Genomic DNA, 22,371 nt, shown 5'->3' with positions numbered 1-22,371 from the left:
TGGGCAAAAAAAGGAGGCCGCGGCCTCCTTTTTCTATGTGGCAGTCAACCAGCGCCAAGCAAGCTTGTAGATATCCTCGAAACGCACGATATCGTCTTCACCCAAGTAGCTGCCGGACTGCACTTCGATAATGTGCAACGGCATCTTGCCGGGGTTTTCCAGCCAATGGTTCATGCCGATTGGCCCCACGGCCGGTAGACCTTGGTGTGGTAAAGATGCTCGGTGCGCGCTGTCGGCTTCAGGTGCTCGACGACCTGCTTGACCCGCAGGGCGGCGCGCCTGACGGCGGCGGCGAACATGTCGGGCCGTTCGATGACACGGTCGGCCGGCAGCACCAGCATGACCGCGCCGGGGTCGATGGCGGCCAGGAAGTGGGCCGCCGCGGCCATCGCCGGCGCCACGTTGCGCCCGCTCGGCTCGAGCAAAATACCGAGCGGCGCAACGCCGATCTCGCGCGGTTGCTCCGCCACCAGGAAGCGATGATCGTTGCCGCACACCACTACCGGCGCCATCAGCTCAGGCCAGTCGGCCACCCGCAGCGCGGTTTCCTGCAGCATCGTCTTGTCCGTCACCAGCGGCAGCAACTGCTTGGGTAACACCGCGCGCGACAACGGCCACAGGCGCGTGCAAGCGCCGCCGGACAGGATGACTGGGTAGATTTCATTAATGCCCTTTCTGTTGTAGATCAGGAGTTGTCTCGCCGTCTTTGCAGCACCCTTACAAGGGAGAGGCGAATTTCCCAATATTTCCGACGAACAGTCGGCCACATTGTATCGCGCCGGCGCGCAAGCATACTCATCCAGCTCGCTGCGCGCCGCCCTCCGCGTCTTGGCGCAACAGCGTCACGCCGGAAACGGACCGAACGTCCTAAAACATTTAAGCAAATGAAAGTGGCTGGCGACCGCCACGACTATTAAAGAAGAAGCACTTGGCATGGGCAATTGCGAAAGTGCTTGTCGCAACAATACCGGTATCTAAAACCAGCGGCCTGCATATCTAAAATGCATCGACTTGCGCGGTAACAATGACAACATTAATTGTTTTCGTTCGCAATAAAACAAAATGTTGCTTAAAAAACTTTATTCCGTATCATATTGGCGACGTGAATGCTGAGCCTTAATGTTAGAATCCTGGGCCCTTGAGCAATCTCAGCATGTAAAGGTTAGGTTGTGCTGGTCTTAATCTGCCCGGTTTTAAAGAGGCGTCAATCGCCCTCAGCATCAAAATTTACCGCCAGTCAAGTAAGATGGTTCATTGCTTGCCGTCATGTAAGCGCACCACAACCTCCGGCTCGGTAACGAATTGCCATTTCACGCGAATAGTTAAATTAAACATAAAGATAGCATGAAGACGAATATTCAAGCCGCTACCAAGTTGAAACAAATAGCAAGTGTTGCTGGCATTTGCGCAATGCTTTCCGGAACCGCCGGCGCGCAAATGGTTGGGCAGTCGGCGGGGGTGATTGCGCCAGCCATGGCACCGGAAAACTATGGCGAACGGGGCCTTCCAAGTATCACCAACGTGCGGCCTAACCCGCGCAACCCAGCGCAGCAACAACCGACGACCCCGCGTGCCGCCCAGCAGAATGGAAACGCCGCCAGGGTTGCAAACGATACCTTTGGGGCATATGTGGCGACGGTTACCGGCGCGCCGCTTGAGCAGTTCGGCAGAAACCTTTTCAGTAATGTGCCCACGACATTTGCGCCATTCGATTCTGTACAGGTGAATGCAGAATATGTCATCGGCACTGGTGACGAAATTCAGATCCGCGGCTGGGGCATGGTCAATGTCGATGTGACAGCGACTGTTGACAGGAGCGGATCGATCTATATTCCGAGGGTCGGCGCCGTAAAGGTCGCGGGTGTTAAATATAGCGACTTGCAGAGTTATCTGAAACAGGCAGTCAGCAAAATCTTCAATAATTTCGAGCTGACCGCAAGCATTTCGCAAACGCGTGCCGTCCAAATCTATGTGGTTGGCCACGCCGTGCGTCCCGGTACCTATACGTTGAATTCGATGAGCACCCTGCTGAACGCCCTGTTTACTTCGGGTGGCCCGGACGCCTCTGGCTCAATGCGCAACATCCAGTTAAAACGAGGCAGTGCAACAGTCGCCAATTTCGATCTTTACGACATGCTAGTACAGGGTGACAAGAGTCACGATGCGACGCTACGTGATGGCGACGTCATTTATATTCCGGAAGTCGGGCCGCTGGTCGCGCTCACGGGCAACGTTAAGACGCCCGCGATTTTTGAGTTAAAGGGGCCTGCTTCGCTAGCCGATATCATTGGGTGGGCTGGCGGTGTGGACTCCGCGGCGGACCAAAAGCAGATAATTATCGAAAAAACCGTCAATAACAACTACCAGTCCATCGCGGAACTAGTTGCCAACAGTGCGAACATCAGCTCGCGCCTGCGCGCTATTCCCCTTCAGCCAACCGATGTGATCCGCGTCTTTGCGCCAAGCGCAGTTGCTGTGCAGGCACAATTGCAAAAAGAGTATGTGCGGGTTTCAGGCGAGGTAAAACAGGGCGGTGTATTCCAGATACGCAAAGGCGAGACACTGCGCGATCTGATGTTTCGGCTGGGGGGCACTAACGATGCAGGTTACGTTTATGGAACTCAGCTACGCCGGGAGTCGGTGAAGCGATCGCAACAAGCGAAATTGGATGAGCTCGCCGAACGTTTCGAGCGGGAAGTCGAAAGCGCCGCCTCCGCGCGGCTGGCGGGAGTAACTGATAAAGATTCCGTAGCTATCCAAGCAACTGCGGTAGAGCGTCAGCTCCGCCTTGCGCAAAAAATGAGGACGGTCAAGGCGGAAGGCCGGATTGTGCTCGAGCTCGAAGACGGTAATGCGCAACTGAAAAATCTGCCCGAGCTGGCACTGCAGGACGGCGACAGTATTTATATACCCCGCAAGCCTGGCACTGTGGAGGTACTCGGTTCAGTATTTCAGGCTAATTCGTTCATCTACAAGCCGCGGCGCAACGTCAAAGATTATGTATTGCTGGCCGGCGGCGAAACCGGGACTGCCGATACGTCTGAAATGTATGTTATCCGTGCTGACGGCACCGCAACGAGCGGACGTGGTACGGGATGGTTTCGCGGCCTCGACGGCACGACGGTCAATCCCGGTGACACGATTGTTGTACCGGAAACTCTCGAACGCAGCAACTGGCGCCAAAGCTTGAAAGAGTGGACTGCGATTTTCTATCAGTTCGGTCTTGGGGTTGCCGGTCTGAAAGTTCTGCAGAACTGAAGCTAACTCTCGCAACTTGAGCGGCTCGGCCGCTCCGCTTTGAAAGCATAAAGATGTCTGAACAATTGGAACACAGCACGCAGCGTAGCAAGGTTGAAACTGCTGAAAGTGAGATTCACCTGCTTGATTTGCTGCTCGTATTAGCACAGCAAAAATGGCTTGTGATTGGTACTCCCGTGGTTTTCGGTACGATAGCGCTGGTAACCAGCCTGTTGATGACGCCAATTTTCACCAGTGTCGCCAAAATCATGCCGTCCCAGCAACAGCAGGGCGCCGGATTAGGAACCATGCTGGGCCAGTTGGGCGGTCTGGCTGCCGCTGCCGGCGCGGTCAAAAGTCCGAACGATCTGTACGTAGGCCTGCTGGAAAGTCGCACGATTTCAGACCGCCTGATCATACGGCTGAAGCTGAAGGAGCGCTACTTAATGGCCACGATGGACGATACGCGGGCGCTGTTGGCCGGGGCTACCGCCATTAGCAGCGACAAAAAAAGCGGCTTTATTTCGATCAGAACCAACGACAAGGACCCGATGTTTGCCGCGGAGCTAGCGAATGCCTATGTTGATGAACTCACTAAGCTGACCCAAACCATGGAGCTGACCGAGGCATCCCAACGACGCCTGTTTTTTGAGAAACAACTGAAGGACGCCGCCGACCAGCTCGCCATGGCCGAAGTGGCACTGCGCGGCACGCAGGAAAAGACCGGCATGGTTCAGCCGGAAGCGCAGGTTCAAGCGATCATTACCAGCGTTGCCCAGTTAAAAGGCACTATTGCTGCAAAGGAAGTACAGTTGAACGCGATGAAAACCTTCGCTGCGGAGCGAAATCCCGAACTGTTGCGCACTCAGGAAGAACTGCGCGGCTTGAGGGTACAACTGACGAAGCTCGAAAGGAACCGTCCTTCCGAAGAGGGCGACTTCATGGTGCCTACTGGTAGAATTCCAGAAGTTGGCGTCCAGTATGTGCGCAGCGTCCGCACAGTGAAGTATTACGAAACCATTTTCGAATTGATGGCGAAACAGTTTGAATTGGCAAAAGTGGACGAAGCAAAGGATTCCACCCTAATTCAGGTCTTGGACAAAGCGGTTCCCGCCGAGCGAAAAACGAAGCCGAGCCGAGCGCTGATAACGCTGACTGGTGCGTTCGGCGGCGCGTTCCTCGGCCTGATACTAGCATTTATGCGCGGCGCGTATCGCGCATCGCGCCGCAATCCGCAGAGCCTTGAGCGTTGGCACCGTGTGTCGAGTGCGCTGGCCAGAAAGCCGGTCCGCACTTAACGCGGAATATGCCATTGGCGGAAAATCACGAACAGGAATCGGCGCGCCGGCCAGCGCCGACCGGCATGTCAAGGCAAATAGTTGCGCTCGCTTGTCCAAAAGTTGCGCGTCGATGGTGTGTCGATAATGCAAGAAAATGCTAGCAGGAATGATGGAAAAAAAGCCGCAAAACATATTGTCAATCGTCGGCATCGGGACCATTCTATCCCTTGGGTATTCAGCGCTTAACTACGCGACACAGATCACACTCGTCGAATTGTTCGGTTATCGCCTACGCGGCATATTTGAGATCCTGATGTCGATTCTCGGGCTTACCTCAATTCTCTTTTCTTTTAATTTATACACTGCAATTAATTTACATGTGTCGAAGAATAGCGCAACGCCTGCTAACCTCGTAAAGATCGGGTCGAGCGTGTTGCTTGTGCAGGTTGTAGCCATCTCCATTTTATATGTGTTTTCCCCAAAGCAGGGGATCGTGCCGGAGCACCTGCAAACCCTATTTCTAGTGCTGCTCATCATTGCAGCAGTACTTAACCATAAGGTGAACGAATTTACCGCTATCTTGAACGGAAATCAATATTTTATTAAGGCAAAGATCCTATCTCTAGTGGGCTCGGCGTTTTCCGGCTCGCTTATCCTATTGGCATACTTTCTGGGCCACTCCGAAGTCAACTTAATCGTATGGCTGGCAGTGATAGGGCCGTTCGCCGGCTCCTATCTGTACGCCAAAGCACTAACTTTAACAAACGCCGGACTAAGGGCACGGGCAGGCTTGTTGAATTTCAAAAGTATGTACCGGGAGAATGGCGCGATCTATCTGATATCGTTGGCGCAGTTTATTTCGTTTAAGTTATATCTGTTATACCTTGCGAGGAGCGAATCGATCGAAGCACTCGGCATCTTTAGCTTGGCTTATAGCATAACGCAATTTTTGCTTTTGCCGGCAACGCTACTTGCAACGATTATTATTTCGAATCGGTCAGGCAGCCTCGGAAGTTTTGTCAACTCCTTTAAAATATTAATGGGTTACGGAATATTAAGTTGCGCAGTTGTAAAAATCATGATTGAAGTAGGGGTACTCGAGATGCTTCCTCTCAAATCATTACATAACTCTTCATTTATTCAGATGTTGGATGTCATGGTTGTTTCGACACCCTTTGCTGTGCTTAACATCCTTACCGTCGCCATTGCAATCAAGAAAAACATGTGTTCAAAAATGTTCGTTGCGGGACAAATGATGATGATTCCATTAATGCTTATGTTCTACATATTTTTCTCCAACACGTCGGTGCATGTTTCAGCAGTGCCCCTTGCCTATGTCGTAACTTGGTTAGTCGCTTCCGTTTTCAGTGGTGTCGCGTTGCGAACGAGTCTTCGCAAAGGTAGGGTTAGTCAATGACAAGTATTTCGATTATTATTCCATATTTCAATCGAGAGAATACGATTGCGCGCTGCATCACAAGTATTCGGCTTGGGGCCAATACCAAAATCGAGATCATCATTGTCGATGATTGTTCAAGCATGCCGCTACAACAGTTTGATAATCCGTTAATCAAAGTTGTGCGGCTTGAGAGCAACGTGGGACCGATCGCCGCTCGTTCAGTCGGAGCCATGAGCGCAAAACATGATTACCTCATGTTTCTCGACAGCGACGACGAGTTATTGCCGGATTGGCATGAAATATTTTGCGCGCAAATCGCTGCTGCGCCAGACTGCGACGTGTATGGATTTCCTGATGAAAAACACAAAAATGAAGAAGTGTTCTTAATTGAAAGCCTTGATCAGTATTGGCGCTGGGTGCAATGTCCAACTCGTGCCTCTGATTACCTCATCACGATAAGGATGCAGGCGTACCGGAATGTTGTCATGCCAAAAGTGAGGATCAGCGAAATCTGGTATATCGTGCAGTTGTTCGAATTCGGCCTGAAGGCACACTATTCGAATCGCCCGTTGTTCCGCTATCACCAAGACTCAGGCAACCAACTGTCCCGGCAGCGATTTGTAAGCTTGGATACGTCACGCTACACCAAGGATTCGCTGGCGTACGCGGTCAAGGTTTTCAACCGCAACGCACCGAAAATGAAGCAGCTCGCGCAGGACTACCATAAGGCGTGGTTTCGCCGACTGCTGAAAGAGGGGTTGCTTTCGCTTAGTCCCGTGGCACTGGCCCGACTGTTCTGGGGCGGGCATGGCCAATAATTTTTGCATCGCATTCGGCTTGCTGCGCGACTGTGCCGGCTGGAGCTTGCGAAGCATGAAGCGACTTGGGCGTTTTTTTATCTGGCAGTGGCGTGCGAAAAAACGTCATTCGTCAATTCGCAGTCTTGAAGTCGCGCTGGGAGCGAATGTTGGCGAGCGCGTGATCATCGAAAAAGGCGTGTTCATTGATGCCGGCTCGAGCATCGACAATTTTAGTTACATTAATCCGAACAGCTCAGTTGAGAACGCAGTAATCGGGAAATTCTGCTCGATCGCACGGGACGTGATGATCGGTCCGGCCAGCCACAATTATCGGAACCTCAGCACGCATCCATTCTGGCACCAAGATTTTTATGGTTTCGACTGCAGCGGTACCGCAAGCGGCGCTGCTATCGCCAAAACGCGCATTGGTGATGATGTTTGGATCGGCTGCAACGCAGTCGTTATGCAGGGGGTAACCCTGAATGTCGGCGCGGTGATTGGCGCCGGGTCGATTGTGACGAAGGACGTCGGGGCGTACGAAATCTGGGCCGGTGTGCCGGCGAAGAAAATTGGCCAACGTTTCGATAGTAACGTAATACAAGATTTGGTCGCGCTCGATTGGTGCAACTTAAGCCCCACCGACATCCAATCTTTGATCGTGCCGAATATTTCCAATGTAGAGGCGGTCTGCAAAAAACCGACGAGCTACCATCCATGAGTTATCAAATTGAAGATTAGTTTTTTAGCGACCACGACGGGATCAAGGCCTGATCTTTTTGAGACACTGCTCGCATCGTTCAATAACTTAGACGTTTCGTCGGGATGGACGATGGAGTTACTGGCTTTGGACCAGGCGCCGCAACTCCACGACAAAATTTTTGAACGGAATCCAGCGGTCGACGAGCGCAGGATTACCCGTATTCAGTCGAACACGCGGATTCCGCTATCGCTCGCGCGCAACCGCTTGTTAGCAAATATCTCAGGCGAGGGGTATGTGGTGTTCTGCGACGACGACGCCAGCTACCCAAACGACTTCCTGACTAGCATGCGCGACGAGTTCGCCTGCTGCGGCGAATGGGATATTGCCGTATTTCGTCTTTTGAACACCGGCGAAACGACGCCCTATGGCAATCGCAAATATCCGTCGCACTCGCGGCCTATGCGGGGGCACGAATTAATCAACTTGGCCATTAGCTTGAATCTCGTGATGAAGCTGTCGTGCATTTCCAATGTCGGTGGATTTAACGAGGCGCTCGGGGTCGGTAGTAGCGGATTATGCGGAGAGGAAACTGAGCTGGTTCTGAAAGCGCTCGACAACGGCGCCAAGGCCGTTTATGTCCATGCACCGTATGCCTATCATCCCCGCCAGGAATTAGTTGAAATGAATGAGCTCAAGCTGTTCAATTACAGCCGCGGGTATCGCGACATGTTGCTTGGATTTAAAGGTTCGTTGCAATTGTGCTTGACCGTGCGCCTCCATTTGTACATGGCTGTCGCAAAATCGGCAGTAGCCTATGTTATTCGCAAGAACGAACGGCGCGGCAGGCTTATTAAACTGAAGGGCTTGTTAGGCCTGAGGTTCACTAGGAGCCGTGATGATTAGGGTGTTGGTGGTAAATATCCATTCAAGCGGAGGCGGCGCGGAAACTGTATTGAATAATCTGAAGGATGCAGTTGGCTCGAGCGGTCGGGCGCTTCAGGTTGATTCCCTGAGTAAGGGCGAATTTGATCTGGCCAGCGTCGCGACCTCAAAGTTGGTAGGCTATGCACAGTTCGTGCGTGAGATACGTTCACGCAGCGCTGGTTATGATTTTATCGTTTCCGGGGTTGAGGGCGTGCCGTTTCTTCTGTGCGCGGCTGCGCTGCTGGGACTTAAAAAACCGCGGTTGATCATGTGGTTGCATTGCAGTGCGCCAGTTTATCTGAAATTTCAGGGAGTAAAGAGTAGGTTGGCGATCGGCATGAGCCTGCGACTTGCGCAGCGCGTTATTTGTGCCGCACCTGGCGAAGCACGCCGCTTAGCTGTCACCAGCAAGCAGGTGCTGTTTTTGCCGAACATCCGCCGCGTCAGCACGCAAGCCGTTGCTGTGATTACGCGGATGTTGCCGCGATTGGTCTTTATTGGTTCATTTGCGCCGCTGAAGCAACCACACAAGGTGCTGGAAGTATTGCACGCGTTAATCACGAAGGGTGATCGCAACTACCATGCCGACTTCTTCGGCGCTGGCGGCTTGCTCGAGGAAATCGTGCAGCAGATCGAAATGCGCGGAATCGTGTCGCGCGTGACGCTGCACGGCTTTGTCGCCGATCCATGGGCATCGGTCTTGCCGGGAAGTATTTTACTCTTGCCTTCATTGACAGAAGCAATGCCGATGGTGGTGCTAGAGGCAATTGAAAAAGGCTGCGTTGTCATCGCCAACCGTTTTGACGGCTACGATTTTTTTGACCGCCATTGCGGGATGTTTCTAAGCGCTGACTTCAACGATATCAGCCAGGTTCTTCCGCTCATTCATCAGGCCGAGGCGTGGTCCCCAGAGGAACTTGCGGTCCGCGGGGCGAATTCGGGCAAGTTTTTGAAACGTGAATTCGACAATTCCCGGTCGATTAATATGTTGCATGGCTATTTTACCTCCCAGATTGCACCGGAATGATCGGGTAGGCCGGTTTAGATAATTTTACGAAGCGTCCCTGTGACGTTACTAGTGATGATGAATTATGTTTTGATTGCAATTTTTGCCTTCATGATTTGGAGAAATAAGGGGCAACTCTCCTTTTCCCAAGTCTTTTTGGTATTGATTATCGGGTTTCACTATGTGCCATTATTGTATATGGTAATTAACTTCGCCGACTTGCCGAACCTATTTTTACTGCGCGAAGTTCACAACGGGCTAAACAAAGTAGTGATAACCTGTCTGTTTATTTATATTGGCGCTCTGTCGTGTCAGTTTTTCATCAAGGTCATGCGTTGGCGCGCAGTCGCTGCCGTGCCACCGCGCGCGTTGAAGGTTTGGATAGGCATAAATGTCTTGTTAGGCACGCTGATTATTCTTAATAATTCAATGGCGGCATATCAGGCAATCAGTGCAGGGTATCTCGAAATTTATGCGGGAGGGCAGAGCGGCTCGCCGTTGAAAACGATTACGATTCTACCGGTATACGTATTCTCCCTGTTCTTTTTATTGTCGAGCTGGCTTAGTTTTCGCGATGTTTTTTCGCAGCATTTAAAATATCTGCTGTTGGGCGTATTTTTCGTGCTGGTAGTAAGTTTTATATTTACGGGTTCGCGCTCCTCTGTGCTCTACCTTGGTGTAAGCATAGTTGTTCTTTGCTCAGCCCGGTTAGGCTTCAAGATATGGAAATACATTCCGCATGCGGTCGCGACCATTGTCGCCAGCACGGTCATTGGGGTCATGCGCGAAGGATCGTTTGCTGAGATGGATCTAGGTTCAATGTTTTTGCGCCCGATAATTGAACTCACCAATACTGCAGTAGTGTTCCTGACTTCGGACTCCATTGCGGGCCAATTTGTTATTTCCGGCTCACGGTATTTTGCAGCCCTGCTATACCTGCTACCGGTCAGTTTATTGGCACAATTTGGCATCGTCCCACCGGAATTGCTGTCGCAGCAGTATGTTGCTATCGTCGATCCGGGTTGGGCCGATCTCGGGGGCGGCTTCGGTTTTTCGGTAGTCGCTGAAATTTACCTACTGGGTGGGTCGATGTGGGCTTGGGCCATTTCGCTGTGCCTTGGCGTTTATCTGGGATGGATCGACTCGACGCTGAAATCTGGAAACAATGCAAAGGCAGCGTTGGCTGCATCGCTAGGTTTCCTTATGTTATTCGTTGTTCGCGGTGAGCTGATAGAACTGTACAGGAACATTTTCGTAGTAGTTTTGCTTTATTTACTTTGCGTCGTACGTATTACATCGAGCCGATAAGGGCGATGGTTCTGGTATCAAGTTATTAATTCGGTGTGTTCTCGTCATTTGAGTGGTAGATTATTAACTAATTTGGTAGCTATGTCATATTTAGAGTTGGACGACATTATTCAAAATGTCCAGAAATTTGGTGGTGCCTCAACATACTGGCATGAGTTGACAACTCGGCTGCCGGAATTCGTGCTCGGACCGATTGTGCATAGTACAGCGAACAAGTATATGCGGCTGTATTCGCCGACATCGAGCGCGAAAGTTTTTCATTCGAGTCATTTTCGGGTGTCTTCGAGTCGCGGTACCAAAAACGTCACTACCATTCACGACCTGATTTACGAAAAAGGGCTGGGCGGTGGACGTGGAAAAATTGTGAACCTGTACGAGCGGAAGAAATCGGTGGTTAAGGCCGATGCGATTATCTGCATTTCCGAATCCACCCGCTGCGATTTGTACGAATGCTATGCGCGTGAGATCGGATCAAAGCCGGTATATGTTATCCATCACGGCTGTTCGAGACTGATTTCATCGCCGGCTATGGGCATTGCAGCATTCGGCCGCCTGCGGGCGAGAGGGTACGACCTCGAGTCCAGGCAGTTTTTCCTGTTCGTGGGCGGTCGATCAGGATACAAAAACTTCGAGTTGTTACTGCAGGCATTTGCGGCAGGCGGGCTGATGAAGCAAGGTTTGCTCATTGTCTGTACCGGCGCTGCCCTCAGTGAGCAGGAGCGCCAACTGATCGAATCGTTGAAGTTGACTGAGGCGGTAATATCGATCGGATTTGTCGATGTCGACACGGTGGGCGCGTTGTACGGCATAGCTCGCGCCTTGGTATATCCATCTGCTTACGAGGGCTTCGGGCTTCCGCCGCTCGAGGCGATGGCGGCAGGGTGTCCTGTGATTTGCGCGAACTCGTCATCTTTACCAGAAGTGATCGGCGAAAGTGGTATATTAATAGATCCTCGTTCTGTCGAGCAACTTTCTATTGCGATGTCGACCATGTTGGATGATCAGCACTGGCTTGTTTTCTCGCGCGCCGGAATCGCCCGCGCTGCATTGTTCGACTGGCGAGAGTCAGCACGCAAACATGCGGATGTGTACGCATCACTTGTATCGTTTTAATTCCTTTGTAAGCTATTTATGTCAAATTTGGTTCTTATCACTGGTGGCGCAGGTTTCATTGGACAGCGCGTAGCGCGTGCATTGTTGCGGCAAAATGTCAAATGTCGCGTTCTGGACAATTTTAGTCCTCAGATCCATGCCACCGAGACATTATCGGACGATCTGACGGGGCAGGTCGAGGTTATCAAGGCGGACGTGCGTGACCACGCTGCGTTGAAACAAGCGCTGGCCGGTGTCGATGCAATCGTGCACCTGGCTGCAGAAACCGGCACAGGCCAGTCGATGTACGAGATTGAGCGCTATTTCAGCGTCAACGTTCAGGGTACTGCGACGATGCTGGACCTGCTGCAAAACGATGAGTGCGGCAAATCGCTGCGCTCCATCGTCGTCGCGTCGAGCCGCGCGGTGTATGGTGAGGGCGCTTATCGTTGCACGGTCCATGGCAGGGTCTCGCCAAAACAACGCAGCCGCGAAGACATGTCGGCAGGCCGATTCGAGCCTGGCTGTCCTGTGTGCGGTGCGCTGCTGGCGCTGTTGCCAACCCCTGAGGTGTCGCCATTTGTGCCGATGTCGATGTATGGCCTGACGAAGCAAGTGCAGGAACAGGCAGTGTTATTGTTCGCCAGTACACGTGGTATCAACGGCTTCGGGCTGCGGTATCAGAATGTATATGGGCCAGGGCAGTCGTTGAAGAACCCCTATACCGGCATTCTCGCAGTGTTTTCGAACCTTGCGCGGCAGAACCAGGGAATCGAAATCTACGAGGACGGCCAAGAATCGCGAGACTTTGTCTACATCGACGACGTGGTCGAAGCGACAGTGCGCGCAGTGAATTACGAAGGCCATTTTGTTGGTGCGTTGAACGTCGGTTCGGGTCACGCCACAAGCGTGATGGCCGTAGCCGAGGAAATCAAAGCATATTTTGCCAGTGACAGCATAATTAAGGTGACCGGAGAATTCCGGATGGGCGATATCCGCCACAATATCGCGGACATGTCGACATTTGAGCAGGTGCTGGGTGCGCTGCCGGTAACGCCTTTCAATGTCGGCTTGGGCCATTTCCTGGATTGGGCCTCGGCGCAACCGGCAGAGGACAAATCGGCTTACTTGCGCTCGGTCAGTGAATTAGCCTCACGCGGTTTGATGGGGAAGACGTCAAACCAATGAACGGCGCGTTAAAAACAGGCGGTACGGATGAGTTCCGATTCTTCCGATATGTAGCAGCCGACCTGCGCCGTGCGCGGGTTTTGTTATACGGGACCGCGGACAGCGTGACTGGGGTGAAGCTATGGAGCGGGGCGCTATCGCCACGTTTTGCGCCGGTGTTGCTGTGCAGGCTTGCGTATACCTGCCACCGGATGAAAATCGGTCCCGTCGGTAAGGTTTTTTCGCTGCTGAATTTCTTCTTTTTCGGCATTGAAATAGCCGTGCGCTGCCCAATCGGCAAGGGGCTGTTTTTCCCCCATACCCAAGGTACTGTGATCGGCGCTTGGGCAATCGGTACTAATGCAACGATTTTCCAAGGCGTGACATTGGGCGCACGAGAACTCGATTTTTCTTATATGCAGGTCTCGCGACCGACGCTCGGCGACAACGTCACGATCGGCGCGGGCGCCAAAGTGCTCGGCGCTGTAACGCTCGGTGACGGGTCAAGCGTTGGGGCAAATGCCGTAGTCGTCAACGATGTGCGGGCGGGGGCGACCGTGGTCGGCATTCCAGCCGTTGAAGCCAGACCGAAAAGATAATCCAACTCCGTCCGCCTTGCTGACTGCGTAAGCACGGGTCGGCGAGAACCAAAGACAAGTCAATTGAAAATCTCTTAATAATGTATCCTGAAATTTTACCAGACGGCACTAAGCCACGCGGCCACGTGTTGTTGGTTTCGCCGTTAACATTTTCTTACCATGTCTCGATCTCGGCGACGCTAAGGGAAATGGGTTACGCCGTGACGTGGTGGGACGAGCGCGCAAGTAGCGCCACCTTGTATAAGCTTGCGTTGCGAGCACTTCCTGCGGCGACAGTGCGCTGGTCGGAGCAGACCTTTAAAAAACGCCTCGAACTGCTGCGTGGCGCGCCCATTACGCATATTCTGGTGATCAAGGGGGAGGGACTTTCGCTGCGCATGACGCGTGAAATTAGCAGAGCATTTCCGTCGGCCAGCATCGGTTTATACTTATGGGACGGTTTCGAAAACATCCGAGGACTATCAAAGATTTTACCTGCTTTCGATTCGGTGGCCAGTTTTGATCCCATCGATGCCGCAAAATTCGACTGGACCTATCGTCCGCTATTTAGCAGAGACGTTGCGCGTGGCAAGCCCAAGGAAGATGTCACGAACTTCGATTGGTGCTTCATCGGCACCATACATTCGGATCGCCACCGGGTGATTGATCGGCTGCGGAAGCGGTATGGCACTGTCGCACGCAGTTTCGTTTATGCGTTTTTCCAAAGTCCCCTCGTGTTGTTACTTCGCCGCTGTTCGGACCGGACCCTGTGGTTTGCACCAAAGGGTACATTATCGACCAAGCCAATGAGCGCCGATGCCGTAGCTGAGATCGTTGCACAGTCAAGAGCAGTACTGGACATCGAGCATCCGCAGCAACGCGGGTTCACGATGAGGACGATCGAAACACTGCTTTCAGGGAAGAAGCTCCTCACCACCAACAAACATATCCTCGACAGCGATTTATATCATCCTTCGCGCGTACAGATTATCGAGCGCGGCGACCCTGAAATCACGAGCGGCTTCCTAAATTGCCCATTCGTGCAGGTTGATGAATCTGTTCGAAAATATTATGCCTGCGAGAATTGGGTTGCCGAGTTGTTGGCGCTGCAGGACTTGGCCAAGAAAAAATCGGCATTTCCGGCTGGATAACCATTTGTGTGTTCGCAACATTGCTGTCGGAGTTTGGGTCCTTGCGTTGCGTCATGTCTCGCCTTTGACAGTAAGTAAATTGGGGTAAAATAGTTGTTCAAAGTCTAAGTCCATGACGCTGCTATTTTCACATCTAATTGGTAACTTTATTGGAACTAATAATGAAGCGCTTTCTAGATTTATGTTTGGCGTTATTAGCGTCAGCGATATTTTCGATTCCATTGCTTGTGCTCGCGGTGTTAATCAAGCGCACTTCCCAAGGACCGGTGTTGTATTGGTCAGACCGCGTCGGCCGCGATAACCGTATTTTTTCGATGCCGAAATTAAGAACAATGCGCATCGATACCCCGGTAGTGGCAACCCATTTGCTCGAAAATCCAGTAAGTTTTTTGACGCCGATCGGGGGATTTCTACGAAAATCGAGCCTGGATGAGTTGCCTCAGCTTTGGTGCGTCATCCGCGGCGATATGAGTATCGTTGGTCCGCGGCCGGCATTGTTTAATCAGCATAATTTGATCGCAATGCGCACCGAACAAGGGGTGCACCGCGTGCGTCCGGGGTTAACAGGTTGGGCGCAAGTCAACGGCCGCGACGAATTATCACTCCTCGAGAAGGTAAGGCTTGACGTCGAGTACATGCATCGTCAATCACTCGCCTTTGATATTAAGGTAGTTGTTTTGACGTTCCTGAAGGTCTTGCTTCGCGATGGCATTGTGCATTGAGTACGTAGGTGGCAGCATTGCGTCTAACGTGGTCTTGCTTGGCGTTGCAAGAAACACCGTCGAGATCTCCAAGCTACACCACACGGTCGATATTATTTGCTGGTCGATTTGGCGCGCTACTGCATAATCGGGACCGGATTTGGGATGGGCCGGCACCAATTTCAGACTGACGTCGAGCGCGACCCTATACGTGTACATACCCAGATGCTCATGCAATGCTGTCCAAATGCAAAGCTAATGCGAGGTACAAATGATCGACGAGCAAACGATGATAGACGTCGCTGCGACGAAGTGCTTTTGCACACGATTAAGACTTAAGAAAGCATTTTTCGCGACGTGGAAATTTCATGAGCGGTATATGTCTCTCGACAGCAACGCCACGTTATCGGGCGTGTTTTTTTATTCGCCTCGGGACTCTATGGCACTAGAAGTTAAACGAGGTAGGTCCAGCCTCGAACTGCGAAGCCGTCTGGGTCGCCTTGTTAGCAACTTTCGTCCGTAATAGCTAACTATGTCGAAAATCGCTTTAAACTAAAGTTCTTCACAAGTTTTGTTGCAGATTTCTCTTAATAAATTAAAATATTGAAAATTATATTACGGCGAAGCGAGTTAGCAGGCTGTTGAAAAAAGAAACTTTGCCCCACCAAACGGCGAAAACTGCTGCAAAAACGAACTCAAAGTGCCAATAATTTCAGCAGAATCGTACATTTTTCTTAAATTCGAGGCAATTTTTGACTCTGATTGGAAAAAATTCCCACCACTGAATGATTTTTCAACAGCACTGTTAGTGCTGCAACTCGCTTGCACATTTCTTCAGTAGCTGATTTTAATTTTGTTAAACTGATCGCTTACATGGTTCTGCGCTGATCGGCCTCAACTTCGAGGCGTGCCAAGCAACGTTGTTTTTACTGCCATACTCCTATGCCCTGTGTTGTGCGCGGTGATTCGCTGCGATTAGGGCGATTTTCTTGGATACTCGCTTTGTTATCATTATTTCGAAATAAAATTAAATACACGTGGTGTGGGTGTGTCGTACTGAGCGCCAGCCAGGTTTTCGCTGCAACGCCGAACATGAGTGGGCAATCTGGCTATGTTAATATGCCGAGCGCTTGGGTCGAAAAGGATGGAACGGTTAGTTTGGGATTCAGCTACGATGCCCCTTATGGATCATTTTGGGTAAGTTCAACAATACTGCCATTCATGCAAGTGACAGCACGTTATGCATCGATCAATGGCATTCCCGGCTTCACCAATGAAGCTGGCCAATACGGTATTGAATATGGCCGTTACAAGGACAAAGTGTTCAGCGCGAAACTGCGTCTTCTGGAAGAGAGTGCATGGTTGCCCAGCGTCGCGTTTGGCGCTGCCGATCTTCAAGGGACGGGCAGATTCAAGGGCGAATACCTGGTCGCTACTAAGACATTAGGCTCGGCCAATAATCTCGAGGTCAGCGCGGGCATTGGCCGAAAGCGCCCGGATGGCGCTTTTGCCGGAGTGCGCTGGTCGCCGATCAGTGCGCCCAACTGGGCGGCAGTGCTGGAGTATGACGCCAACGACTACCCACATGATTATCGCGCAGCGGAGACTTATGCTGGTCAACGCCGCAAAGGGTTGGTTGGCGCAATGGAATATCGCTGGGGGTGGCTTGGCGCACAGATCGCTCGTCACCGGGACCATTTCAGCGCGAATGCGTATGTGACGATACCGTTGAGCGAACGCGAATTCATACCAAAACTGAAGGAGCCTGCCGCGTTCCAGCAAAAAGATGCGCCAGCGCGCGCCTCGCTGGCGGACTGGCAGCATGACGGCCGTCCTGGCGCCAACTTAGTCCAAGCGCTGGCAAAGCAGGATTTTAAGAACATTAGGGTGGAGCTGGACGGCGATATCCTCAAGTTGACCCTGACGAACAACCGCATTTCGAACCTGGGCCGCGCGATCGGCCGGGCAAGCCGGACCGCACTGGCCTTTGCGCCGGCCGGGACGCGCGGGTTTGAAATCACCTACACAAAAAATGAACAGCCCGTAGCGACGTATGAGTTCTTGAACTTGTACGTGCTAAGCAATTACCTCGGCGGGCTGGTCACGCGCGAGGCATTCCTCCAAACGGTGATCGTGCGCGCCGCCGCGCCGGCGGACCGGATCGATATCGACCAGCCGGCCATGCTCGCAGGCCTCAACGAAGACGTCCGGATCGGTGTCGACGTCGGCCACGACGGCAACATGGTGCAAGTGCGCTCGGAAGACCGCGAAGCGAACCGTTTCCGCCTTGCCCCAAAGCTTGGCCTGTTCTTCAACGATCCGAGCGGCGCCTTGCGCTACGAAATCGATGCCGCCGCCAATTACGACCGTCGTCTTGGCACCGGGCTGTACCTGAACGGCATGGTCAGTGCCAACATTATCGAAACTGTGTCTGGCGTGACCCAGAAGTCGAACAGCCTGTTGCCGCACGTACGTACCGATATCGCGGAATACAAGCGTGGCTCGCGATTCAAGCTGAACAAGCTGATGATCAACAAGTACGCCATGCCTGCTGAAAACTGGTACGGCCGACTGTCGGGTGGCTTGTACGAGGAAATGTATCGCGGCGCCGGCGGCCAGTTGTTGTATGTGCCGAAGGACAGCCGCTGGGCCGCCGACCTGTCGGTCGATGCGCTGCAGCAGCGCGGCTTCAAGGGACTGTTCGACGCGCGCGATTACCGCACCGTCACCGCGCTGGGCGCGCTGCATTACCGTTTGCCGGCAGATATCACCGTGACGGCGCGCGCTGGCCGCTTCCTTGCGAAAGATACCGGCGTGCGGCTTGAGTTCAAGCGCCGCTTCTTCTCCGGCATAGAGATCGGCGCCTGGTACACCAAGACTAACGGCAAGGACACTACCAGCCCCGGCACGCCGAGTAACCCATACAACGACAAAGGTGTGTTCGTGTCGTTGTCGCTCAACACCATGCTGCTGGCCGATACCCAGGCCATTGCCAACATGGCAATTTCACCATGGACCCGCGACGTTGGCCAGATGGTGGCGTCGCCGGGCGACCTGTACGACATGATCGAGAAGCCGCGCCGCGACCTGACCTTGGGCGATGGGCTCGGCAACCTCGGCGAGCGGCCGGACGAACAAAACCTGGCGGTTACCTATCCGCAGGCCAGGCCAATTGGTAACCCGTGGCCGGCGTTCCGCCTGAGGTTGGCGCAGGCAGCGTCGTCGAGTCCGACTTTGCCGGAATGGGTCAAGGGCGGGGGACTGGCGGCCGGCGCGGTGTTGGGCAGCGCGCTGCTGGACAAGCCCGCGGACCGGTTTTTCAAAAAGCACCAGGATTCGGCCGTGGCGCGTGGTTTCGGTAACGTCGGCAAGGCCATGCCGGTCGCGCTGGTGGGTGCCGCTGGCGCCGCGATGGCGTTTGGCGACGATCGCATGCAAAACATCGGCCTCATTTCACTGGAGTCGGTCGCTGGTGCCATCGGTGTGACGGCGCTGGGCAAGTACGCCATTGGCCGCGCGCGGCCTGGCGAGGAACGCGGGCCATGGGAGAAAGTTGGCAACGGCGGGCGTTCGAATTCGTCGTTCCCGTCCGGTCATAGCGCTGTGGCGTTTGCCGCAGTAACGCCGTTCGCGCAGGAGTACGACGCGCCGTGGTTGTACGGTGTCGCGGCGTTGAGCGCTGCCGGGCGGGTGTCGGGGCGCCAGCATTGGGTGTCGGATACGGTTGCCGGCAGCCTGGTCGGCTATGCGATCGGCAGTTGGCTGTGGCAATCGCAGCGCGAAAACCGCAGCTCGTTCTTTTCGATCAATCCGGGACCGAAAGAAATCAGCATGTCTTGGCGCGGTTCCTACTAGGAGTGGAATCAGGCTGAAAGATCAAAAGCGCTTCCTGATTTTTCAGCGAGGCGCTTTTTTTGGTCTCCCAATACGTATCCGCGTGCGCGAAGAGTCAGTTTTTCCAATGGCTGCGAAAGCGGCGACTCAAATGGCGACCAACAAATTTCCGGCTGTTTCACATGCGCGGCAACGCGCCGCCTGCTGGCCGAATTTATCGCCTTGAAAAAATACCAGGCCTCGAGCAGCTGCCTGCAATATAATCCAGACAATATTTAATCTAATTAAGAAACTTTTTATTTTTATTAATAATGCCAATATAATATTCATATAAGTTTTATTGTTGTTGGAAACCCTCACTTTTGAGATCGTTAAATATCCAGTGTTATAATCGCAGCTGCAAATTTCTTTTCAACGCCTATTATAAATAGTGCTGCATTAATGCGGCTGCTCGCTGGAGCTGCCCCAATCGCTCGCTCACTGTCTGAATTTGCTGTAACGACGGGGCTCGACCCTTGGGAAATATGATTAACCGATTCTCCAAACTTTTGCTGGCCCTGCCGCGACCAGTCAAACGCGTGCTGGCGCTGGCGGTTGACGCCGGCCTGTGCGTCCTGTGCGTGTGGCTGTCCTTTGGCATCCGCCTCGATAGTTGGACCTTCCTCACGGGTGCGCAGTGGTGGGCGGTGGCCAGCGCCATCGGCCTGGCATTCCCTCTGTTTATCGTGAACGGCTTGTACCGCGCCATTTTTCGCTATTCGGGCACCGCTGCGCTGATGGCGCTGGTCAAGGCGTGCGTGCCGTTCGGGTTGGCGTATTTCTTTGTATTTACAGTGATCCAGATTGATGGCGTGCCACGCAGTATCGGCGTGACGGTGCCGCTGCTGATGTTCGTCAGCGTCGGCTGCAGCCGCCTGCTGACGCGCTATTCGCTGGGCGGCTTGTACCTTGACCGGGTTAACGCCAAAGGCTTGCCGCAGGTGGTGATCTATGGCGCCGGCGTGGCTGGCCGTCAGGTCGCTGCGGCGCTGGCCAACAACCGCGAAATGGTGGTGCGCGCCTTTGTCGATGATGCTCCGCATTTGCAGGGCAGCACACTCAGCGGCCTGCCGATCTATCCGGCCTCCGGCCTGCAGGACCTCGTGCGCAGCCAAGGCGTGACCGATGTGCTGATGGCGATGCCAAGTATCAGCCGCACACGCCGTGCCCAGATTGTACGGGCGATCGAGGGCATGCACCTGCAGTTGCACGTGCGCGCCTTGCCTTGCCTGTCGGACCTGGCGCAGGGGAAAATCAAAATCCAGGATATCAGCGAACTGGACATCGAAGACCTGCTGGGTCGCGATCCGGTGCCGCCGAGCACCGATTTGCTGGAGAAAAACATCGTCGGCCGCGTGGTGCTGGTGACCGGCGCGGGCGGCTCGATCGGCAGCGAATTGTGCCGCCAGATCGTCAGGCTTGGCCCTGACACGGTGCTGCTGGTGGACTCGAGCGAGCATGCGTTGTATGCGATCCACCACGAACTCCAGCGCACCGTTCCATCCAAGAACATCCGAGTGCTGCCGCTGCTGGCGTCGGTGCGCGACGAAGCGCGCATGCGCGAAATCATGCGCGTGTGGCGGCCGCAGACGGTGTACCACGCCGCTGCCTACAAGCATGTACCGCTGGTGGAACATAACCCGGCCGAAGGGGTGCGCAACAATGTGATGGGTACCTGGACGACCGCGCGCCTGTCGGCCGAGTTCGGCGTGCGCGACTTTGTGCTTATTTCTACGGACAAGGCCGTGCGGCCGACCAACATCATGGGCGCCAGCAAGCGCTTGGCCGAGATGGTCTTGCAGGGCCTGGCGCAGGAACGCAGCGCGACGCGGTTTTCGATGGTGCGCTTCGGTAACGTGCTCGGTTCGAGCGGCTCGGTGGTGCCACTGTTTCGCCAGCAGATCCGCGACGGCGGACCGATCACGCTGACCCATGCCGACATCACGCGTTTTTTCATGACCATCCCGGAAGCGGCGCAATTGGTGATCCAGGCCGGCGCGATGGCCGTCGGCGGCGACGTGTTCGTGCTTGACATGGGCGCGCCGGTGCGCATCATCGACCTGGCACGCCGCATGGTGGAGCTGTCCGGCATGACCGTGCGCGAGGACGGCAACGCCGATGGCGATATCGGGATCGAAATTACCGGACTAAGGCCGGGCGAGAAACTGTACGAAGAACTGCTGATCGGCGATAACCCGTCGCCGACCGAGCACCCACGCATCATGAAAGCGCACGACGATGCGATGGTGTGGAGCAAGCTGCGGTTGCGGCTCGCCGCACTTGACGCGGCGCTCGAGTCGAATGACGTCAACACGATCCGCCAGATTCTGCAAGAACTGGTGTCCGGCTACCTGCCTGCCGGCGAAATCGTCGACTGGGTCTATCTGGAAAACAGGTGCGAGATGACGCAGGGTGCGATGCTTGAAGTCGTCGTCGAAGAAAACGAGCCGGCGCTGGCGCCGACGGTTTGACGGAACGCCAGGAAGGCGTTCCGCTTGCTCCCAGGCTCAGGCGGCCGAGAGGGAATACTCGCCCTGCCGCACCTTGTGCGTGGCGTGGGTGGGATTGGTAATAAGAGACGCTTCGGCACGCGCGCATACCACCAGCAGATCGTCGGCCCAATGGGGATACGACGGCTCGCTACCACCCGTCAGGGCAGCCTGGTATTCGAGAATTGCTTCACTTGCCATCGCGCGCAACCTGTCGATTTGAATCATATATGGCCTCGTATGAGTGCTAGGTTCTAAGAATAATTATTTTACGTTTTAAATTCATTTGCGAAGAAACCTGCATTCAGGCCATTGCCCGGGCGCCTTCAGTAAAATGTAGTACGATTAATAAGTTTCATTAATTATATTGTTGGATATCAATATTACCAGTGATGAAGGTTTTTGTGTAATAAATAGTTATCATATTTGATATTTCGCAAATTTTTGATTTTTGCGCCTGCTGCCAAAAATGGACATTTTCTGGCGTTGGCCGTAGCGGCGCGTTCGGTTGTACAACGAGAGCTTTTCGTTGGTTTTCCGTAACTATTCAGCCGCTATGCAGCTGACTGAATAGGAGTGCCGGCGAAGGCCTGCTGCAGCACGGCAAGCATGTTGTGGCCTTGCTTGCGCAGGGTGTCGAGGCAGGAGCGAATGACGCAGAAATAC

Annotated in this window: 17 protein-coding genes and 2 pseudogenes; 15 read left to right on the top strand and 4 right to left on the bottom strand. The window is 53.6% G+C overall.

The window, feature by feature from the left end; genetic code table 11:
- Nucleotides 1-33: 33 nt before the first annotated feature.
- Together CR103_RS24090 and CR103_RS09580 are read right to left on the bottom strand one after the other, a co-directional pair.
- Nucleotides 34-183 (bottom strand): annotated as a pseudogene (locus tag CR103_RS24090) (hypothetical protein); the annotation flags it as partial.
- Nucleotides 184-254: 71 nt separating this feature from the next.
- A pseudogene (locus CR103_RS09580) lies at nucleotides 255-668 on the bottom strand (sugar phosphate nucleotidyltransferase); the annotation flags it as partial.
- 676 nt (nucleotides 669-1,344) lie between these two features.
- Between CR103_RS09580 and CR103_RS09575 the strand changes: the two are divergent.
- From CR103_RS09575 to CR103_RS09510, 14 genes are all read left to right on the top strand, one after another.
- Complete coding sequence (locus CR103_RS09575; protein ID WP_099915771.1) at nucleotides 1,345-3,258, top strand: SLBB domain-containing protein; 1,914 nt, start codon at nucleotides 1,345-1,347, stop codon at nucleotides 3,256-3,258.
- A gap of 53 nt (nucleotides 3,259-3,311) precedes the next feature.
- Nucleotides 3,312-4,535: a GumC family protein gene (locus CR103_RS09570; RefSeq protein WP_099915770.1), complete on the top strand. Its 1,224-nt coding sequence runs from the start codon at nucleotides 3,312-3,314 to the stop codon at nucleotides 4,533-4,535.
- A gap of 151 nt (nucleotides 4,536-4,686) precedes the next feature.
- Entirely contained in the window at nucleotides 4,687-5,934 is a 1,248-nt protein-coding gene (locus CR103_RS09565) for a hypothetical protein (RefSeq protein ID WP_143752565.1), read from the top strand.
- Nucleotides 5,931-6,734 carry a glycosyltransferase family 2 protein gene (locus CR103_RS09560; RefSeq protein ID WP_099915768.1) on the top strand — a complete coding sequence of 268 codons (804 nt, stop codon included), beginning with the start codon at nucleotides 5,931-5,933 and terminating at the stop codon, nucleotides 6,732-6,734. Before CR103_RS09565 ends, CR103_RS09560 begins: the two co-directional genes overlap by 4 nt.
- Complete coding sequence (locus tag CR103_RS09555; protein WP_099915767.1) at nucleotides 6,724-7,434, top strand: CatB-related O-acetyltransferase; 711 nt, start codon at nucleotides 6,724-6,726, stop codon at nucleotides 7,432-7,434. Before CR103_RS09560 ends, CR103_RS09555 begins: the two co-directional genes overlap by 11 nt.
- Before the next feature lie 9 nt (nucleotides 7,435-7,443).
- The gene (locus CR103_RS09550; RefSeq protein WP_143752564.1) at nucleotides 7,444-8,319 is read left to right on the top strand and encodes a glycosyltransferase family 2 protein; all 876 of its coding nucleotides are present in this window, start codon (nucleotides 7,444-7,446) and stop codon (nucleotides 8,317-8,319) included.
- Nucleotides 8,312-9,367, top strand: a complete 1,056-nt coding sequence (locus CR103_RS09545) for a glycosyltransferase (protein ID WP_099915765.1) — start codon at nucleotides 8,312-8,314, stop codon at nucleotides 9,365-9,367. The genes CR103_RS09550 and CR103_RS09545 overlap by 8 nt, the downstream gene beginning before the upstream one ends.
- A gap of 39 nt (nucleotides 9,368-9,406) precedes the next feature.
- Nucleotides 9,407-10,654, top strand: a complete 1,248-nt coding sequence (gene wzy / locus CR103_RS09540) for an O-antigen polysaccharide polymerase Wzy (protein WP_143752563.1) — start codon at nucleotides 9,407-9,409, stop codon at nucleotides 10,652-10,654.
- A gap of 96 nt (nucleotides 10,655-10,750) precedes the next feature.
- Nucleotides 10,751-11,767, top strand: coding sequence for a glycosyltransferase family 4 protein (locus CR103_RS09535; RefSeq protein WP_180279344.1), 1,017 nt, complete (start codon nucleotides 10,751-10,753; stop codon nucleotides 11,765-11,767).
- Nucleotides 11,768-11,785: 18 nt separating this feature from the next.
- Complete coding sequence (locus CR103_RS09530) at nucleotides 11,786-12,934, top strand: NAD-dependent epimerase/dehydratase family protein (protein ID WP_099915762.1); 1,149 nt, start codon at nucleotides 11,786-11,788, stop codon at nucleotides 12,932-12,934.
- Nucleotides 12,931-13,512 carry a serine O-acetyltransferase gene (locus CR103_RS09525; RefSeq protein WP_099915761.1) on the top strand — a complete coding sequence of 194 codons (582 nt, stop codon included), beginning with the start codon at nucleotides 12,931-12,933 and terminating at the stop codon, nucleotides 13,510-13,512. Before CR103_RS09530 ends, CR103_RS09525 begins: the two co-directional genes overlap by 4 nt.
- Before the next feature lie 80 nt (nucleotides 13,513-13,592).
- On the top strand, nucleotides 13,593-14,642 hold the full coding sequence (locus CR103_RS09520; protein ID WP_143752562.1) for a WaaS/CpsH family glycosyltransferase: 1,050 nt from the start codon (nucleotides 13,593-13,595) through the stop codon (nucleotides 14,640-14,642).
- Nucleotides 14,643-14,803: 161 nt separating this feature from the next.
- Nucleotides 14,804-15,364 (top strand): sugar transferase, encoded by a 561-nt coding sequence (locus CR103_RS09515; RefSeq protein ID WP_099915759.1) that lies wholly within the window; start codon nucleotides 14,804-14,806, stop codon nucleotides 15,362-15,364.
- Nucleotides 15,365-16,435: 1,071 nt separating this feature from the next.
- Nucleotides 16,436-19,198: a YjbH domain-containing protein gene (locus tag CR103_RS09510; protein ID WP_099915758.1), complete on the top strand. Its 2,763-nt coding sequence runs from the start codon at nucleotides 16,436-16,438 to the stop codon at nucleotides 19,196-19,198.
- 126 nt (nucleotides 19,199-19,324) lie between these two features.
- On the opposite strand, the gene CR103_RS22025 is transcribed toward CR103_RS09510, so the two are convergent.
- Complete coding sequence (locus CR103_RS22025; protein ID WP_143752561.1) at nucleotides 19,325-19,507, bottom strand: hypothetical protein; 183 nt, start codon at nucleotides 19,505-19,507, stop codon at nucleotides 19,325-19,327.
- Nucleotides 19,508-19,701: 194 nt separating this feature from the next.
- On the opposite strand from CR103_RS22025, the gene CR103_RS09505 reads away from it, so the two are divergent.
- Nucleotides 19,702-21,687: a polysaccharide biosynthesis protein gene (locus CR103_RS09505; protein WP_099915757.1), complete on the top strand. Its 1,986-nt coding sequence runs from the start codon at nucleotides 19,702-19,704 to the stop codon at nucleotides 21,685-21,687.
- A gap of 36 nt (nucleotides 21,688-21,723) precedes the next feature.
- Here the strand turns inward: CR103_RS09505 and CR103_RS09500 are convergent, their stop codons facing one another.
- The gene (locus tag CR103_RS09500) at nucleotides 21,724-21,933 is read right to left on the bottom strand and encodes a hypothetical protein (protein WP_099915756.1); all 210 of its coding nucleotides are present in this window, start codon (nucleotides 21,931-21,933) and stop codon (nucleotides 21,724-21,726) included.
- Nucleotides 21,934-22,371: the final 438 nt, after the last annotated feature.

The sequence above is a fragment of the Massilia psychrophila genome (assembly GCF_002760665.1).
In the GTDB taxonomy this organism is placed as follows: domain Bacteria; phylum Pseudomonadota; class Gammaproteobacteria; order Burkholderiales; family Burkholderiaceae_D; genus JAFCUW01.
This window is presented reverse-complemented; position numbering and strand designations above follow the sequence as displayed.

Bases quoted from the DNA above. Each gene is read 5' to 3' on its own strand.
- CR103_RS09575 (WP_099915771.1), top strand. From the start codon at position 1,345: ATGAAGACGAATATTCAAGCCGCTACCAAGTTGAAACAAATAGCAAGT.
- CR103_RS09570 (WP_099915770.1), top strand. From the start codon at position 3,312: ATGTCTGAACAATTGGAACACAGCACGCAGCGTAGCAAGGTTGAAACT.
- CR103_RS09565 (WP_143752565.1), top strand. From the start codon at position 4,687: ATGGAAAAAAAGCCGCAAAACATATTGTCAATCGTCGGCATCGGGACC.
- CR103_RS09560 (WP_099915768.1), top strand. From the start codon at position 5,931: ATGACAAGTATTTCGATTATTATTCCATATTTCAATCGAGAGAATACG.
- CR103_RS09555 (WP_099915767.1), top strand. From the start codon at position 6,724: ATGGCCAATAATTTTTGCATCGCATTCGGCTTGCTGCGCGACTGTGCC.
- CR103_RS09545 (WP_099915765.1), top strand. From the start codon at position 8,312: ATGATTAGGGTGTTGGTGGTAAATATCCATTCAAGCGGAGGCGGCGCG.
- CR103_RS09530 (WP_099915762.1), top strand. From the start codon at position 11,786: ATGTCAAATTTGGTTCTTATCACTGGTGGCGCAGGTTTCATTGGACAG.
- CR103_RS09525 (WP_099915761.1), top strand. From the start codon at position 12,931: ATGAACGGCGCGTTAAAAACAGGCGGTACGGATGAGTTCCGATTCTTC.
- CR103_RS09520 (WP_143752562.1), top strand. From the start codon at position 13,593: ATGTATCCTGAAATTTTACCAGACGGCACTAAGCCACGCGGCCACGTG.
- CR103_RS09515 (WP_099915759.1), top strand. From the start codon at position 14,804: ATGAAGCGCTTTCTAGATTTATGTTTGGCGTTATTAGCGTCAGCGATA.
- CR103_RS09510 (WP_099915758.1), top strand. From the start codon at position 16,436: ATGAGTGGGCAATCTGGCTATGTTAATATGCCGAGCGCTTGGGTCGAA.
- CR103_RS22025 (WP_143752561.1), bottom strand. From the start codon at position 19,507: ATGAATATTATATTGGCATTATTAATAAAAATAAAAAGTTTCTTAATT.
- CR103_RS09505 (WP_099915757.1), top strand. From the start codon at position 19,702: ATGATTAACCGATTCTCCAAACTTTTGCTGGCCCTGCCGCGACCAGTC.
- CR103_RS09500 (WP_099915756.1), bottom strand. From the start codon at position 21,933: ATGATTCAAATCGACAGGTTGCGCGCGATGGCAAGTGAAGCAATTCTC.